The 15,613-nt window shown below is 73.1% G+C and carries 13 protein-coding genes; 8 read left to right on the top strand and 5 right to left on the bottom strand.

Going from position 1 to position 15,613, the window contains the following annotated elements:
* Positions 1–37: 37 nt before the first annotated feature.
* From ACLBYB_RS18915 to ACLBYB_RS18905, 3 genes are all read left to right on the top strand, one after another.
* A complete protein-coding gene (locus ACLBYB_RS18915; protein ID WP_447699669.1) occupies positions 38–781 on the top strand; it encodes a DUF429 domain-containing protein in 744 nt (247 codons plus the stop codon).
* Between the two features lie 112 nt (positions 782–893).
* On the top strand, positions 894–1,409 hold the full coding sequence (locus ACLBYB_RS18910) for an NUDIX hydrolase (RefSeq protein ID WP_447699668.1): 516 nt from the start codon (positions 894–896) through the stop codon (positions 1,407–1,409).
* A gap of 44 nt (positions 1,410–1,453) precedes the next feature.
* Positions 1,454–2,119 (top strand): carbonic anhydrase, encoded by a 666-nt coding sequence (locus tag ACLBYB_RS18905; RefSeq protein ID WP_020094193.1) that lies wholly within the window; start codon positions 1,454–1,456, stop codon positions 2,117–2,119.
* A gap of 219 nt (positions 2,120–2,338) precedes the next feature.
* On the opposite strand, the gene ACLBYB_RS18900 is transcribed toward ACLBYB_RS18905, so the two are convergent.
* Positions 2,339–3,040 (bottom strand): DUF4142 domain-containing protein, encoded by a 702-nt coding sequence (locus ACLBYB_RS18900; RefSeq protein ID WP_447699667.1) that lies wholly within the window; start codon positions 3,038–3,040, stop codon positions 2,339–2,341.
* 322 nt (positions 3,041–3,362) lie between these two features.
* On the opposite strand from ACLBYB_RS18900, the gene ACLBYB_RS18895 reads away from it, so the two are divergent.
* The 5 genes from ACLBYB_RS18895 to nudC all read left to right on the top strand — a co-directional run bounded on the left by ACLBYB_RS18895 (position 3,363) and on the right by nudC (position 7,547).
* Positions 3,363–4,511 (top strand): acyltransferase family protein, encoded by a 1,149-nt coding sequence (locus ACLBYB_RS18895; protein WP_447699699.1) that lies wholly within the window; start codon positions 3,363–3,365, stop codon positions 4,509–4,511.
* A gap of 27 nt (positions 4,512–4,538) precedes the next feature.
* A complete protein-coding gene (locus ACLBYB_RS18890) occupies positions 4,539–5,402 on the top strand; it encodes a universal stress protein (RefSeq protein ID WP_020094190.1) in 864 nt (287 codons plus the stop codon).
* 144 nt (positions 5,403–5,546) lie between these two features.
* On the top strand, positions 5,547–6,140 hold the full coding sequence (locus tag ACLBYB_RS18885; protein ID WP_447699666.1) for a hypothetical protein: 594 nt from the start codon (positions 5,547–5,549) through the stop codon (positions 6,138–6,140).
* 77 nt (positions 6,141–6,217) lie between these two features.
* Positions 6,218–6,637: an HIT domain-containing protein gene (locus ACLBYB_RS18880; protein ID WP_447699665.1), complete on the top strand. Its 420-nt coding sequence runs from the start codon at positions 6,218–6,220 to the stop codon at positions 6,635–6,637.
* Between the two features lie 7 nt (positions 6,638–6,644).
* Positions 6,645–7,547 (top strand): NAD(+) diphosphatase, encoded by a 903-nt coding sequence (gene nudC / locus ACLBYB_RS18875; RefSeq protein WP_447699664.1) that lies wholly within the window; start codon positions 6,645–6,647, stop codon positions 7,545–7,547.
* 67 nt (positions 7,548–7,614) lie between these two features.
* Here nudC and cysG read toward each other — a convergent pair whose 3' ends face one another.
* From cysG to ACLBYB_RS18855, 4 genes are all read right to left on the bottom strand, one after another.
* Entirely contained in the window at positions 7,615–9,087 is a 1,473-nt protein-coding gene (cysG, locus tag ACLBYB_RS18870) for a siroheme synthase CysG (RefSeq protein WP_447699663.1), read from the bottom strand.
* 201 nt (positions 9,088–9,288) lie between these two features.
* A complete protein-coding gene (locus tag ACLBYB_RS18865) occupies positions 9,289–11,985 on the bottom strand; it encodes a nitrate reductase (protein WP_447699662.1) in 2,697 nt (898 codons plus the stop codon).
* Positions 11,986–12,194: 209 nt separating this feature from the next.
* On the bottom strand, positions 12,195–13,799 hold the full coding sequence (locus tag ACLBYB_RS18860; RefSeq protein WP_056533955.1) for a sulfite reductase subunit alpha: 1,605 nt from the start codon (positions 13,797–13,799) through the stop codon (positions 12,195–12,197).
* Positions 13,796–15,613, bottom strand: coding sequence for a NirA family protein (locus ACLBYB_RS18855; RefSeq protein ID WP_091681146.1), 1,818 nt, complete (start codon positions 15,611–15,613; stop codon positions 13,796–13,798). The genes ACLBYB_RS18860 and ACLBYB_RS18855 overlap by 4 nt, the downstream gene beginning before the upstream one ends.

Genomic DNA, 15,613 nt, shown 5'->3' with positions numbered 1-15,613 from the left:
GGAACGGCGGCCGCACGCACCGCGGCGGGGGAATGGCATGGCGCGCTGGATCGCGGGACTGGACGGCTGCCGTGGCGCCTGGGCGGGCGCGCTCCTCGACCTCGACGACCCCGACCGGCACCGCTGCGCCCTGTTCCCCGACGTCGCCGCGCTCCTCGACGCGCCGGAGCGGCCCGGCATCGTCGGGATCGACGTGCCAATCGGGCTGCCCGACCGGATAACCGGCGGCGGTCGCGGCGCCGACCGGGCCGCGCGCGCCCGGCTCGGGCCGGCGCGGGCCTCGGTGTTCCCGATGCCGCCGCGGAGCGCGGTCTACGCCCCCGACTACGCCGCTGCGAAGGCCGCCTCGCGGGCCGCGAGCGACCCGCCCTTCGCGCCGTCGATCCAGGGCTACAACATCTTCCGCTACGTCCGCGCGGTCGACACGCTCCTGCGGGAGCGCCCGGAGGGGCGCGCGCGGGTCCACGAGGTGCATCCCGAGGTGGCCTTCCACGCCCTCAACGGCGGCCGGCCGCTCGGCCTGCCCAAGAAGGGCAGGCGCGCCCGCGAGGGGCTGGACCTCCGGCGGGCGCTCCTCGCGGCGGCGGGCCTGCCGGACGCGCTGATCGGGTCCCGGGTCAAGGGCGTTCCGGAGGACGACCATCTCGACGCGCTGGCCGCCCTCGTGGTGGCCCGCGACATAAGCCTCGGACAGGCCGTGCCGCTGCCGGATCCGCCCGAGCGCGACGCCTTCGGGCTCCCCGTCGTGATCTGGGCACCGGCGCCCCGCCCGCCGTCCTGAACCGGCGCCCCGCACCTCCGCCGGGCGCGTCGACGGCCGCAACATGCTGTTTTGCACGCAGGCGCGCGCGCGGCCGGTGTCCGTCCCCGGCGCGCGCTCTAGCTCTGGCTGCATGAGCGCCGCGAACCCCCTGCCCGTCCGACACATCGCCCGCGCGATCGTCCTCGATCCGCGGGACCGGATCCTGCTCATCGCCTACACGTCGGTCCACGCGAGGGGGCCGGATGGGGCGCCGCTCCGGTTCTGGTTCATGCCCGGCGGCGGCCTTGAGCCCGGCGAGGACCACGTCACCGCCTGCCGGCGGGAACTCGAGGAGGAGATCGGCCGGGGCGACGCCGCGATCGGCCCGCAGGTCGCGGCCTGCGACGGCCCGTTCCACCTGTTCCGTCAGGCACGGGACGCCCGGGAGCGCTACTTCCTCGTCCGCCTTCCGGACGACCGCGTCGACACGAGCCGGCTCGCCGAGACCGAGGACAACCCGCTGATCGGGACGCGCTGGTGGCCGCTCGACGAGTTGCGCACCAGCGGTGAGCACGTGGAGCCGGCCGGCCTCGCGGATCTGGCCTCGGATCTCGTGGGCGGGACTATTCCGGCCCAGCCGCGCGTTCTTGCTTGGCGAGGACTTTGATTTCACTCCCGCTGTCGCGGATTTGTCTAACTGGAGACGACTTTATGTTCCCCGTCTACCTGACCGAAGGCTACCGGTCCTTCCTCCTCGACCGCTTCCCGACCGAGCGTCGGCGCTTCGCGCAGCTCGCCTCGACGCAGAATCCGGAGATCCTGGTCATCAGCTGCTGCGACAGCCGGGTCTCGCCCAGCGCGATCTTCAATGCCGGCCCGGGCGAGCTGTTCACGATCCGCAACGTCGCCAACCTCGTGCCGGTCTACCAGCCGGACGGCCAGTATCACGGCACCTCGGCGGCCCTAGAATTCGCCGTCCAGGCCCTGGAGGTGAAGCACATCGTCGTCCTCGGGCATGCCACCTGCGGCGGCATCAAGGCCTGGGCCAACAAGGCGAAGCCGCTCTCGCCCGGCGACTTCATCGGCAAGTGGGTCTCGCTCGTGGGTCAGGCCGAGGACAAGGCCGGCGATCCCGCCGCGCCGAACTACCTGACCAAGCTGGAACACGCCGTGGTCGTCCAGAGCATGGAGAACCTGCTGACCTTCCCGTTCGTGAAGGAGCGGGTCGACGACGGCCGCCTCGAGATCCACGGCGCGCATTTCGGCGTGGCCAGCGGCTCCCTGCTGGTGCGCGATCCGCAGTCTGGCGAGTTCAAGCCGCCGATCGACACGACCGGCCAGTCGGTCCGTTCCGTCGCCGCCATCGCGTGCGAGTGAGCGCACGGCGCGGGCGCTGAGATCCGGGGCCGGTCGGCCGGTCCCGGATCCGATGATGCTGGGACGCGCCGGCGCGGCGCGTCCGCGAAGGTCGTTCGCCGCGGTCGGCCAGCGATCATCCTGGCTCGAACAGCCATCGACATGAGAAAGGCGGCGGGCTCGCGCCCGCCGCCTTCTCGTTCGGCCCGGCCGAGGCCGGGCCGCCGAAGTCCGTGCCGCTTACATGGCGCCCGGGAGACGCTCGGCCTGCTGCAGGTGCATCTGCAGGGCCGGCAGGGCCTGCTGGGCGTAGTTGCGCAGGGCCGGGTTCGGGCCGCCCTGAGCGTAGGCCTGGGTCATCGCGATGGTCATCTGATGGGCCTGGATCTGCTGCGAGGCGTACAGGCGGTCGAAGCGCGCGCCGGCCGGGGCGGCCGAGAGCTGGGCCAGCATCGCCTGCTGCTCCGGGTTCGGCGGGACGATCGTCGAGACGCCGGTCGCCATCACGTCGCCGCGGCCGATCTGGCCACCCGCGGCGGCGCCGCGCGCCGCGCCGGCACCCGCGCCCTCGAGGCCGCCGACCGGGCCGCCCGCCAGGGTGCCGCCGACCACGCCGGTCGCCGCGCCGACGCCGGCGCCCACGGCGCTGCCCGCCACCGCGATCGGGGCGGTGACCAAGCCACCGAGGCCCGGATCGCCGGCGACGCCGTTCATCTGGCCGCCGGCCAGGGCGACGTTGGCGGCGCGGTGGTCACGGAGCACCTCCTGGGCGTAGGAGCGGATGCGCGGGTTGCGCGACTTGGACAGGGCGATCTGCGAGGACTGGATCTCGAAGGCGTTCGCCTGCATCGACTGCATGCGGAAGTCGTTGGCGCTCTGGGCCATGGCCGGGGTCGACAGCGCCAGGACGAGCGCGGACGCGGCAGCGTAGTTCTTCAGCATCGGGACCTCTGTTCGAGATGGGCACGCGAACCGCGGAAGGACGCCGCATGTGCAGCACGGACGCCTCGGCAGACGACGTCGCAGGCAACTCGGAGCCGGCGGGTTCGCGAATTGGTCCGTCAACGAGGCTATCGGCTTATGGTTCCTGCCGTTTTCGCATCGGACCATACGGTTCCCGAGCGGATCTAATCCGGCGCGCGTACCCTCTCGGTGGATCCCGCAGGATGCCGATCGCGCTCGTCCGGGACGGTGGCCTCGGCGAGTGGGTCCTTCCGGCCGCACCTCCCGGCAGGGCTCGGAGCGCGACGCGCGCGGGCAGCCCGTGATCGTCGTCGCCGTCCAGGTCCTCCGCGCCGCCGCCGCCCTCATGGTGGCGTGGCACCACGCGCGGCACGAGGCGGGCCTCCTCGCTGACCGGGGCGCCGGCCCGGCGCTCGATCCCGCGACGCTGCTGCCCTGGTGGGGCGGGGTCGACCTGTTCTTCGTGATCTCCGGCTTCGTCATCGTCCATGCCGGCGGCCGGCTCGCGGGCCGCTCGGGCGGCCGCGCCCGCTTCCTCGCCCACCGGGTCGCCCGGGTGGTGCCCCTCTACTGGCTGGTGAGCCTGCTCTACCTCGTCCTGGCGCTCGCGCGGCCGAACCTCCTGGGCGAGGCCGCCGCGCTGGTGCGCGACCCGGTCGCCCTCGCGGCGAGCTTCCTGTTCTGGCCGGCTGCCCGCCCCGACGGCACCGTCCAGCCGCTCTACGGCCTCGGCTGGACCCTGAACTACGAGGCGGCCTTCTACGCACTCTTCGCCGCGGGTCTCGGCTTCGGGCGGCGCGGCGCCGTCGCGTGGCTGTGCGGGAGCCTGGCCGTCCTCGTGGCGGTCGGCGCCCTCGTGCCGGGCCTGCCGGTGCCGCTGCGCTTCTGGTCGGATCCGATCGTGCTCGAATTCGCCGCCGGCGCCGGTCTCGCCCTCGCCTGGGGCGCGGGGTTCCGGCCGGCCCTTGCCCTGCGGGTCGGGCTCGCGGTGCTGGGCGTGCTGGGGCTGATCCTGGCCGCACGGGTGCTCGCGGGTCTCGGCGAGGCCGACGGGTTCCTGCGCCCGCTCCTCGTCGGCGGGCCGGCCGTCCTGCTGGTGGCGGCCGCCCTCGGGCCGCCCCGCGACGCGGCCGCGGTCGCGCGGCTGCCGTCCCCCGTGCGCGGGCTCGTCGCGCTCGGCGACGCGTCCTACGCCCTCTACCTCGTGCACCCGTTCGCGCTGCGCCTCGTGCGCGAGGGGCTGCTCCGGCTCGGTCTCGCCCCCGCCCTGCATCCCTGGGCCAGCATGGCGCTGATGCTCGCGGCCAGCGCCGCGGCCGCGCTCGTGGTCCACCGCCTCGTCGAGCGGCCCCTGACCCGGGTCCTCCGGAGCAGGCTCGATCCGGGCGCGCCGCAAAAGCGTGTGCGCGCCGTGCCGGGCCCGGTTCCACCGCGCGGCCGAGCGGATTAGCCTCGCGTGCCCGAGGAGGAGGCCAGCATGAAGACCCTGCTCGTACCCGTCGCGATGCACGACGCCCTGCCCTCCGTCTTCGAGACGACCCGGCTGGCGGCCACGCGCTTCGGCAGTCTGATCGAGGGCGTGTCCCTGCGCCCGGCGCTGGCCGAGTACGTGCCGGTCGACATGGTCGGCGGCATGACGTGGCTGCGCGACGAGGAGGCCGACCGTGCCGAGGCCGAGGAGGCGGGCGGCCGCTTCGTGGCCTTCATGGACGGCGCTGGCATCCCGCGGCACGCCCGCGACGGGCTCTGCATACCGGACCGCGTGCCGGATGCCGGACCGCGCTACCGCTGGCGACAGGACGTCCCCACAGGCGACGCGTTTCTCGGGCAGTACGCGCGGCTGTTCTCGGCAACGGTGGTCGGGCGCCCCGGCACGACCGACAACGCCCCGCGCATGACCACGTTCGAGACGGCCCTGTTCGAGAGCGGCCGCCCGATCCTGCTGGCGCCGCCTACGGCACCGGCCAGCCTCGGTGACGCCGTGGTCATCGCCTGGAACGGGTCGACCGAGACCGCCCGGGCGGTGGCTTTCGCGATGCCGTTCCTGCGGCGGGCCGAGCGGGTGCTCGTGCTCAGCGTCGAGGGCGGCATGGTGCCGGGCCCGACCGCGCAGGATCTCGCCCAGGCCCTGGCCTGCGAGGGCGTGGACGCGTCGCACCGGGCCCTGCCGGCCGGCCGGCGGGTGCCCGGCGAGACCTTTCTGGCGGAGGCGAAGGCGTTCGGCTGCGATCTTCTCATCAAGGGCGCCTACACCCAGAGCCGCCTGCGCCAGATGATCTTCGGCGGCGTCACCAGCCACGTTCTCGCCCATGCCGACATGCCGGTGCTGATGGCGCATTGAGCGCTCCGCGAGCCCGGCCGACGGATTGCGGCACCGCACGTCCTTCGGCGCCGGGAACCCGGCCCGGTCCCCGGCGTTCGGGTCCCGCAGCCGGACGGCACGCCCATTGTCACACGCTCGGAAAGGAGCCCCGTGAAGAGCCCCGTGAGACGTCTCTTCCTCTCCGGCCTTCTGGCGATCGCGACCATCCCCGCCGCCCGCGCTGAGCCGGCGACCGTCCGGTTCCGCGGCACCGTGGTCCAGGCCGATTCGGAGCGCGTGGAGATCCGCCGCACCAGCGGCAGCACCCTGGCCGTGCGGATGGGCCCGCGGACCCGCATCTACGCGGTGAACGGCGCCAGCCTGCGGGCGATCAAGCCGGAGAGCTATGTCAGCGTCCTCGGTGCGTCCGATTCCGAGCCGCGGCAGGCGACCGCCGTGACCCTGTACTCTCCGTCCGAGCGCGGGTTCGAGGCAGGCAGCCAGCCCTGGGACACCGCGCAGGGCGCGCGCCTCACCGCCGGCTGGGTGGCCGACGTGCAGCGGGGCGCGCCGATGCGTCTGACCCTCGCCTATAACGGCGGCCAGTCGTCCTTCGCGATCCCCGACGACACGCCGGTGACGCAGTTCTCGCCTGGCGAGAAAGCGATGCTCCAGCGGGGCGCCGCCGTGACGATCTTCGCGCGCCCGGACGAGGACGGTGGGCTGATGGCGGGGACGATCGCGGTGGGCCGCCAGGGCGTCGTGCCGGGTCTCTGAGCCGATCGGGCCGCTGCGTCACCGACGGCGCAGCAAACCCGCGCGCCGACGCGGAAGCTGCGCTACACCGGTCGGCGATGACCGAGCCCGCCTTCACCCTCGACCCGCGCCTGTCGGCCGACACCGCCGAAGTGGGCGACCTCGCCCTGTGCCGCGTGCTGCTGATGGACGATGCCCGGTTCCCGTGGCTGGTCCTGGTGCCGCGCCGCCCGAACCTCACCGAGATCAACGACCTCTCCGAGGCCGATGCCGCGGCGCTCTGGCAGGAGATCCGCATCGCCACGGGGGTGATGCAGGCCCTGTCCAAGCCCGACAAGGTGAATGTCGGCGCCCTGGGCAACGTGGTGTCGCAGCTCCACGTCCACGTGGTCGGCCGCTTCCGGTCGGATCCCGCCTGGCCGGGGCCGGTCTGGGGTTTCGAGACCCGCAAGCCCTACCCGCTCCACGCCCGCGCCCAGCTCCTCGAGCGCGCCGGCGCCCTCTTCTCCGCGGCCTGACCCTCGCATGACCGATCCCCGCGACACCCTCGGCTTCGTCCGAAACCGCCTCGACCGGCACTCGGCCGAGCAGCCCGAGGAGGCGGTGCCCGCCTTCGACACGCCCGAGGCCCGCCTGGTGCTGATCTGCGGCGACCGGATCGTGCTGCGCGGGGAGACCGCGCTGATCGCGGTCGCGGAGGCGACGGACCTCGCCGGCGGGACGCGCATCTTCCTCGGGCACCGGGACGGGCAGCCCGTCTTCGCCGCCGCCGCGCCGGCCGAGGCCGCGGAGCGCTTCTCCGAGGGGCCGACCCGTACCCTCGACCTGAGGTCGATCGCCACCGACTCCGCCGTGGAGGCCGAGGAACTCGGCCTGCTCGCCGTGGCCAAGTCCATGCTCGACTGGCACGCCCGCCACGGCTTCTGCGCCAATTGCGGCACCGCCACCGTCTCGAAGGCCGGCGGCTTCCGCCGGGAATGCCCGAGTTGCAGCGCCCACCATTTCCCCCGGGTCGACCCGGTGGTGATCATGCTGGTGCGCCGGGGCGACACCTGCCTGCTCGGCCGGGGTCCGCATTTCCGCCCGCACATGTATTCCTGCCTCGCGGGCTTCATGGAGCCCGGCGAGACGATCGAGGACGCGGTGCGCCGCGAGGTGTTCGAGGAGACGCAGATCCGCGTCGGCGCCGTCACCTACCGGACGTCGCAGCCCTGGCCGTTCCCGTCGTCGCTGATGATGGGCTGCGCCGCCGAGGCGCTCGACGAGGTTATCGTGACCGATCCCAGCGAGCTGGAGGATGCGCGCTGGTTCAGCCGGGCCGACGTCGCGGCCATGCTGGCGGGAACGCATTCCGAGGGGATCCAGGCGCCGCCGCCCATGGCGATCGCCAACTACCTGATGCGCGCCTTCGTGGCCGGCGAGACCTGATCCGGATCAGCCGGACGCGCCGGAGCCGCTGATCTGCAGCTCCCCCGCCGCGCCCGCGCCATCGGCCTCAGACCGCCACGCGGGCCTGCTCCGCCTGGGCCGGGAGCGCGCCGCGCATATCCGAGAAGGCCTCTCCCACCATCAGCAGCGCCGGACCGTCGAGGCCCGCCGCCTCGACCCGGTCGGCGAGGTCGGCGGCCGTGCCGCGCAGGGCCTGCTGGTTCGGGCGGGTGGCGTTGAACACCAGCAGCGCCGGCGTCGTGGGCGCCAGCCCCTCCTCCACGGCGCGCGCCAGCAAGGCCCGCAGGGTCCGCTTCGGCATGTAGACGATCGTGGTGACGCTCGGATCGGCGAGAGCGCCCCAGTTCAGGTCGTCCGGCAGCGCCCCGCGGCGGTCGTGGCCGGTGACGAACTGGAGCCGGCGCGCGGCGTCGCGATGGGTCAGGGACAGGCCGAGGGACGCCGCCGCACCCTGCGCGGCCGAGACGCCCGGCACCACGGTCACCGGGATGCCGGCGGCCCGGCAGGCCTCGATCTCCTCGCCGGCCCGGCCGAAGACCAGCGGGTCGCCGGATTTCAACCGCACCACCTGCTTGCCGGAGCGGGCGAGCTGCACCATCAGCGCGTTGATGTCGTCCTGGCGGCAGGACGGGCCGTGGCCGGTCTTGCCCACCAGCATGGTGCGGGCCTCGCGGCGGGCGTAGTCCAGGATCTCGGGGGCGACGAGGTCGTCGTAGAGGATGACGTCGGCGTTGCGCAGCGCCCGCAGCGCCTTGAGCGTGAGCAGCTCCGCGTCGCCGGGGCCGGCCCCGACCAGCGTCACGGCGCCGCCCTTCGGGGCGGTCTCGGTCTCGCCGAGCAGCTCGGCGAGATCCCGGTCCGACGGCGCCCGGTCGGGCTCCGCGAAGGCCCGGTCGGTGAAGCGCTCCCAGAAGAACCGCCGGTCGGCGAATCCGTGGAAGCGGGCCGTGACGCCGTCGCGCCAGTCGCGGGCGGCCGCGACCCAGCGACTGAACCCGCGGGGCAGCATCGCCTCGATCCGGGCGCGCACGGTCTGCCCGAAGACCGGGGCCGCGCCCTCGGTCGAGATGCCGACCACGAGCGGCGAGCGGTTGACGATGGCGCCGAACTTCACGTCGCAGAGGTGTGGCCGGTCCACCGCGTTGACGATGGCGCCGGCGCCGCGGGCGGCCGCCACGAAGGCGACGCACTCGGCCTCGTCTTCCATCGCGCCGATGCAGAAGGCCGCGCCCCAGAGATCGTCCGGGCTCCAGGGGCGTTCGTGCAGGACCACCTGCCCGTCGACGATTTCGCCCGGCACGGCGCGCAGCTCCTCGCCGGGCTCGGGCGCGTAGACGTCGACATGGGCGCCGGCGGCGGCCAGCACCTTCACCTTCCAGGGGGCGCCGCCGGACGAGCCGGCGAGCACCACCCGCTTGCCGCGCAGGGGGACGAAGACGGGCAGCACCGCCAGCGGCTCCAGGCCGGCAGCCTTGGTCTCGCGGGGGGCGCGGGCTGGGCGCAGGGGGGTCTCGGTCACGGGCCTGTCCTGAATCGTCCTGATCCGGCCGGTCCCGACTGCCCCCTCATCCTCGGGTGCCGGAGCGGAGGCCTCGAAGGAGGCTCCAGTCGGCCGCGATCCCTGGAGCTCTTCTTCGAGGACCGCTGACGCGGGCACCTCAGGATGAGGTGATCTGACAGGAGAAGCCGATCCATCCTCGCCGGCGAGTGTATCAGAAAATCACGCGGCGCATGCGGTCTGCCCGGCCAGCATCTTGCGGATCTCCGGTATGCACGAGCCGCAATTCGTCCCGGCCTTGCAGGCGGCACCCACCGCCTCCACGGAGCCGGCGCCTCCGGCGATGGTCGCGGCGATAATGTCCGCGCCGACGCCGTGACAGGCGCAGACCACCGGACCCGCCGAGGCGGTCGCCGCGCGGCCCGAGAGCAGCGCCCGCCGCTCGGCGGCGTCGGGCGCCTCGGCGGCGAACAGGACCTTGGCGGCCTCCCAGTCCGGCCGCTCGGCGGCGGGGGCGTAGGCGAGGCAGGCGACGAGGCGGTCGCCGTCGTAGACCGCGCAGCGGTAGCGATCGCGGGCGTGGTCGGCATATTCCGCCAGCTCGCCGCCCGGCAGCGCCTCGCTCTGGATCAGCCCGCGCACCATCAGCGCCACGGCGCGGGAGCTGTCGGCGGTGGCGAACTGCGCGCCCCAGCCGCCGGTGATCGCGGCGCGCGCCCACCACCAGCCCTCGGGCAGCGCCACCTGTCGGCGCGTCAGCAGGAAGCCGCGGGCGCGGTAGCCGACGGACGCGACCGCCGCGGGGGTCGCCTTGAGCTCGGGCTGACCCGAGACCGGGTCGGTCATGCCCCGCACCAGCGCGCCGACCCGGGCCCGCGACGCGAAGGCGCCGCCCCAGTGCATCGGCATGAACAGGCTGCCCGGCACCACCGTGTCGGTGACCGTCACCTCCAGTTCGGCCGCGCCGTGCGCGGTCGTGAGCCGGGCGATGTCGCCCTCCGCGAGGCCGTGGACCGCCGCGTCGTCCGGATGGACCTCGACGAACGGCACGGCCCGGTGCGCGGAGAGCCGCTGGCTCTTCCCGGTGCGCGTCATCGTGTGCCAGTGGTCGCGGACCCGGCCGGTGTTGAGCATGAGCGGGAACGCCGCCGAGGCCGCGAGCGCGAGGGCCGGCGGCTGCACCGCGACGAAGCGGGCGCGCCGGTCGAAGGTGTAGAACCGGCCGTCGCCGAACAGCCTCGCCTTCCCCTGCGGGGCGCCCCGGAAGCCGGATCGCTTCGGGATCGGCCACTGCACCGGCAGGGCCGCCTCGTAGGCGGTGTCGCCGATGTCCGCGAGCGCGCCGAGGTCGAAATCGCGGGTGCCGTTGTTCTCGTAGGCCGAGAGCCCGGCATGCTCGCGGAAGATCGCGGCGGCGGAATCGAACGCGAAGGCCCGGCCGTGGCCGAGGCGGCGCCCGACATCCGCCAGCGCCGCCCAGTCCGGCCTGGCCTCGCCGGGGCTCGCGAGGAAGCGGCGCTGGCGCGAGATCCGGCGCTCGGAATTGGTGACCGTGCCGTCCTTCTCGCCCCAGGCCTGGGCGGGGAGAAGCACGGTGGTCCTGGCCCGCCCCCGCGCGGTGTCGGAATCCGCCACCGCCTCGGACACCACGTAGAGGTCGAGGCCGGCGAGCGAGTCCCGGATCGCGTCGGCCCGCGGCATCGAGACCAGCGGGTTGGTGCCCATCACCCACAGCGCCTTGATCTTGCCCCGGCCGATCGCCTCGAACAGGGCCACCGCCTTCATGCCCTCGCCGGTGATGATCCGCGGGGCGCCCCAGTAGCGGCGCACCCGGTCCACCTCCTCGGGGGTGAAGTGCATGTGGGCGGCCAGCATGTTGGCGAGCCCCCCGACCTCGCGCCCGCCCATGGCGTTCGGCTGGCCGGTCAGCGAGAACGGCCCCATCCCGGTCTCGCCGATCCGGCCGGTGACGAGGTGGCAGTTGATGATGCTGTTGCCCTTGTCGGTCCCCTGCGCCGACTGGTTCACCCCCTGCGAGAAGGCCGTGACCACCCGGCGGGTGCCGGCGAACAGGGCGTAGAAGGCCGCGATGTCGGCCTCGGTCACGCCGGTGACGCCGGCGACAGCCGCGAGGTCCGGCGCGATCTGGCGGGCGCGGTCGAGGGCGCCGTCGAGGCCGGCCGTGTGGGAATCGATGAAGGCGCGGTCGCGGAAACCGTTGTCCGACAGGTAGACCAGCAGGCCCGAGAACAGGGCGGTGTCGGTGCCCGGCCGGATGCCGAGGAACAGGTCGCATTCCTGCGCGGTCTGGGTCCGGCGCGGGTCGATGACCACGAACTTGGTGCCGCGGCGCTCCTTGGCGTCGGCCATGCGGCGGAACAGGACCGGGTGGCACCACGCGGTGTTGGAGCCGACCAGCACGATCAGGTCGGCCTCGTCGAGATCCTCGTAGCAGCCCGGGACCGTATCGGAGCCGAAGGCCCGGCGGTGGGCCGCGACCGCGCTCGACATGCAGAGGCGCGAGTTGGTGTCCACGTGCGGCGTGCCGATGAAGCCCTTCGCGAGCTTGTTGGCGACGTAGTAATCCTCGGTGAGGAGCTGGCCCGAGAGGTAGAAGGCGATCGCGTCCGGCCCGTGCTCGTCCGCCACCGCGCGGAGCTTGCCCGCGACCGTGTCGAGCGCGGCATCCCACGAGACCTGGGCGCCGTCGACCTGCGGGTGGAGCAGGCGGTTCTCGAGCGACAGGGTCTCGCCCAGCGCCGAGCCCTTCGAGCACAGGCGGCCGAAATTGGCCGGGTGCTCGGAATCGCCCGCGATGGTGGCGCCGCCCTGCCCGTCCGGGGTCGCGAGCACGCCGCACCCGACCCCGCAATAGGGGCAGGTGGTCCGCACCGTCGGCGCCGCCACTGGCTGGGTCATGGCTGAATCCTCGCAAGGTCGTCCTGAGCGGGAGCAAGCTTCGCGCCGCCGTTCCCCTCCCCCCTGTGGGGAGGGGTTAGGGGTGGGGGTGGTGCAGAAGGCACCGCCCGAGCCCCATCCTGCGCCACCCCCACCTCCGGCTCCTCCCCACAAGCTCGAGCGATCCCGGGCAAGCCCGGGGTCGCCAGGGGAGGAGAGCAAGTTGCGGTTCAGTACACGTCGGCCTGATACCGCCCGGCCTTCTTGAGCGCCGCGAGATAGGCCACCGCGTCCTCGGGGCTCTTGCCGCCGAACTGCGCCGCCACGTCGATGATCGCCCGCTCGACGTCCTTGGCCATGCGCTTGGCGTCGCCGCAGACGTAGAAATGCGCGCCGCCCTCCAGCCACTTCCACAGCTCGGCGCCGTTCTCGCGCATCCGGTCCTGGACGTAGGTCTTCTCCGTCCCGTCCCGCGACCAGGCCAGGGACAGGCGGGTGAGCACCTTGTCGTCCTTCAGGCTGTTCAGCTCGTCCTTGTAGAAGAAGTCCGAGGCCTGCCGCTGGTGGCCGTAGAACAGCCAGTTGCGGCCCGGCGCCCGCGTGGCGGCGCGCTCGCGCAGGAAGGCCCGGAACGGCGCGATGCCGGTGCCGGGGCCGCACATGATCACGTCCTTCGACAGGTCGGCCGGCAGGCCGAAGCCGTGCGCCTTCTGGAGATAGACCTTCACCCTGGTCTGCTCCGGAAGGCGCTCACCGAGGTGCGTCGAGGCCACGCCCAGCCGCAGCCGCGAGCGGTGGTTGTAGCGCACCGCGTCGACAGTCAGCGACACGCGGCCGACATCCATCTTGGGCGAGGACGAGATCGAGTAGAGCCGCGGCTGCAGCTCGTCCAAGGCCTCCAGGAAGACCTCGGCGTCGGGCCGCGCGCCCGGGAACTTGTGGAGCGCGCCGAGCACGTCGAGATAGGCGGCGTCGCCGTCCGGATCCTCGCCGGAGGCGAGCGCCTGCGCCTTCTTGCGCGCTGCGCCCGAGGTGAGCAGCGACAGCAGCTGGTACAGATTGTCGGGCGCCGCGCCGAGCGCGTAGTTGATCAGCAGGTGCTCGCGCAGGGTCCTTTCCCCGATCACCCGCTCGGGCCGGGCGCCGAGTTCCGCGATCACGGCATCCACCAGTGCCGGGGCGTTGGCGGGGAACAGGCCCAGCGAGTCGCCGACCTCGTACTGGATCGGCGTGCCGTCGAGCCCGATCTCGATGTGCCACGTCTCCTTCTCGCCGCCCGGATCGTTGAGGCGTCGGCGGGACAGGAACAGCGCCTCGACCGGGTTCTCGCGGCAGTAGCCGAGCGGGCCGAGATCGGCCGCCGCCTTCGGGGCATCGTCCTCCGCCTTCGGCGCCGCGGGGGCGCCGCCTGCGGCGCCGAACTCCTCGTCCAGCTTCTTGAGCATGCGCAGGGTCTCTTTGCCGCCGGGCTGGCAAAGGTTCAGGCGCGCCTCGTTCTTGAGGAAGATGGCGTTGGCGTAGTCGGCGCAGTTGTAGCCGCACTGGCCGCAATCCTGCTGGGCCATGGCGGCCATCAGCTTCTGCGGTTCGGGCCGGTCCTTGGCCATCGCCATCCGGTCGGCGATCGGCACGGACGGGTCGTGCCAGGGGGCGTCGTCGTTGTCGGCGAGTTTGGGGCCCGTGGCGGGGCCCTCGCCGGGCGCGAGCGCCGTCGCGCCCGCGACGGCGGGGCCGAGCAGGGCCGCGAAGTAGCCCGAGAGCCACGCGCGCTGGTCCTCGTTGAAGGGCGCGGTCTCGGGGATCAGGACGAGGGGGGGCGAGACGTGCTGGGTCATGCGGCGGCCTTCAGGGCGGGCTGGTCCTCGGCGGCGTCGCGGAGCGCCTCCGCGCCGGTGCGGCTGGTGAAGGCCTGGAAGCTCTCCTCGGGGCCCTGGCGGAGGGCGAGGTAGGCGCGCAGCAGCGCCTCGACGCGGGCGGGCGCATCCTCGGCCTTCACGGCCTTCCAGATCTCCGTGCCGATCTTCGGGTTCTCGGCGAAGCCGCCGCCGACCACCACGTCGTAGCCCTCGACGGTGTCGCCCTCCTCCGAGACGACGACCTTGGCGCCGATCAGCCCGATATCGCCGATGTAGTGCTGGGCGCAGCTGTGGTGGCAGCCGGTGAGGTGGACGTTCACCGGCACGTCGAGGTTCGGCAGGGCCGTCTCGACGTGGTCGGCGATGATCAGCGCGTGGCCCTTGGTGTCGGAGGCCGCGAACTTGCAGCCCTTCGCCCCCGTGCAGGCCACGAGACCGGAGCGGATGCCCGCCGCCTTGGTGGTGAGGCCGAGATCGAGCACCCGCTGCTCAACCTCGGCGACCTTCGCGTCCGGAACCCCGGAGAAGATGAAGTTCTGCCAGACGGTCAGGCGGATCTGGCCGTCGCCGCACTCGGCGGCGATCTTGGCGAGCGCCCGGACCTGATCGCTGGTCATCTTGCCGACCGGCAGGACCACGCCGATCCAGTTGAGGCCGGGCTGCTTCTGGGCGTGGACGCCGACATGGGCGAACCGGTCGGTGGCCTTCCGCGGCGCGACCTGCTCCGGCGCGACCCGGTCGAGCTTGCGGCCGAGCTTGTCCTCGACGGCCGCGAGGTACTTGTCGAAGCCCCAAGCGTCGAGGACGTACTTCATCCGGCTCTTGTTGCGGTTCGTCCGGTCGCCGTTCTCGATGAACACCCGGATGATCGCGTCGGCGACGGCGTTGCAGTCCTCCGGCTTCAGCACGATGCCGGTATCGCGGGCGAGGTCCCGGTGGCCCGAGATGCCGCCGAGCACGAGGCGCATGTAGATGCCGGGCGGCACGGCGGCGCCGTCCAGCACTTCCACGGCCTGGAAGCCGATGTCGTTGGTCTCCTCGAGCGTCGGCATCACGCCGCTGCCGTCGAAGGCGACGTTGAACTTGCGCGGCAGGCCGTAGAGCGAGCGGTCGTTCAGGATCCAGTTGTGCCAGGACTTGGCGAGCGGGCGCGTGTCCAGAAGCTCCTGGACGTCGATGCCGGCGGTCGAGGAGCCGGTGACGTTGCGGATGTTGTCGGCGCCCGCCCCCCGGGCCGTGAGACCGATATCGGTGAGCCCGTCGAGGAAGGGCTGGGCGTGCTCGGGATCGATCTCCCGCACCTGCAGGTTCGCCCGGGTGGTCACGTGGACGTAGCCGCCGCCGTGCTGGTCGGCGAGGTCGGCGATGCCCGCGAACTGCCAGTGGTGCAGGATCCCGTTCGGGATCCGCAGCCGGCACATGTACGAGACCTGGTTCGGCGCCACCCAGAACATCCCGTGGTAGCGCCAGCGGAAATTGTCCTCGGGCTTCGGCTGCTTGCCGGAGGCGGCCTCCCGGATGAGGCGGTTGTGGCCGTCGAACGGGTTCTCGGCGCGCTTCCATTTCTCCTGGTCGCAGAGCTTGCCGCCGTCCTTGACGGTCCGGTCCTGCGCCTTGATGTGGATCGCGTCCGGGCCCGTCGGCTCGGCCGGCGGCGCGGCCGCCCCCGCCCCGCCCGCGGCGAGGCCGCCGGTCAGGCGGACGGCGGCGATGCCGGAGGCGAAACCCTCGAGGTAGCGCTTCTGCTCGGCCTCGAACGCGCCCGCGGCGGTCTGGGTGGTGGTCTCGGACAT

The organism is Methylobacterium sp. D54C (assembly GCF_053345595.1).
The sequence above is the reverse complement of the archived record's forward strand: the minus strand, read 5'-3'. Positions and strand labels throughout refer to the sequence as shown.

Excerpts from the sequence above, each read along its gene's own strand:
- nudC (WP_447699664.1), top strand. The coding sequence starts at position 6,645 with ATGACCGATCCCCGCGACACCCTCGGCTTCGTCCGAAACCGCCTCGAC.
- ACLBYB_RS18915 (WP_447699669.1), top strand. The coding sequence starts at position 38 with ATGGCGCGCTGGATCGCGGGACTGGACGGCTGCCGTGGCGCCTGGGCG.
- ACLBYB_RS18860 (WP_056533955.1), bottom strand. The coding sequence starts at position 13,799 with ATGACCCAGCACGTCTCGCCCCCCCTCGTCCTGATCCCCGAGACCGCG.
- ACLBYB_RS18865 (WP_447699662.1), bottom strand. The coding sequence starts at position 11,985 with ATGACCCAGCCAGTGGCGGCGCCGACGGTGCGGACCACCTGCCCCTAT.
- ACLBYB_RS18910 (WP_447699668.1), top strand. The coding sequence starts at position 894 with ATGAGCGCCGCGAACCCCCTGCCCGTCCGACACATCGCCCGCGCGATC.
- ACLBYB_RS18905 (WP_020094193.1), top strand. The coding sequence starts at position 1,454 with ATGTTCCCCGTCTACCTGACCGAAGGCTACCGGTCCTTCCTCCTCGAC.
- ACLBYB_RS18890 (WP_020094190.1), top strand. The coding sequence starts at position 4,539 with ATGAAGACCCTGCTCGTACCCGTCGCGATGCACGACGCCCTGCCCTCC.
- ACLBYB_RS18855 (WP_091681146.1), bottom strand. The coding sequence starts at position 15,613 with ATGTCCGAGACCACCACCCAGACCGCCGCGGGCGCGTTCGAGGCCGAG.
- ACLBYB_RS18900 (WP_447699667.1), bottom strand. The coding sequence starts at position 3,040 with ATGCTGAAGAACTACGCTGCCGCGTCCGCGCTCGTCCTGGCGCTGTCG.
- ACLBYB_RS18880 (WP_447699665.1), top strand. The coding sequence starts at position 6,218 with ATGACCGAGCCCGCCTTCACCCTCGACCCGCGCCTGTCGGCCGACACC.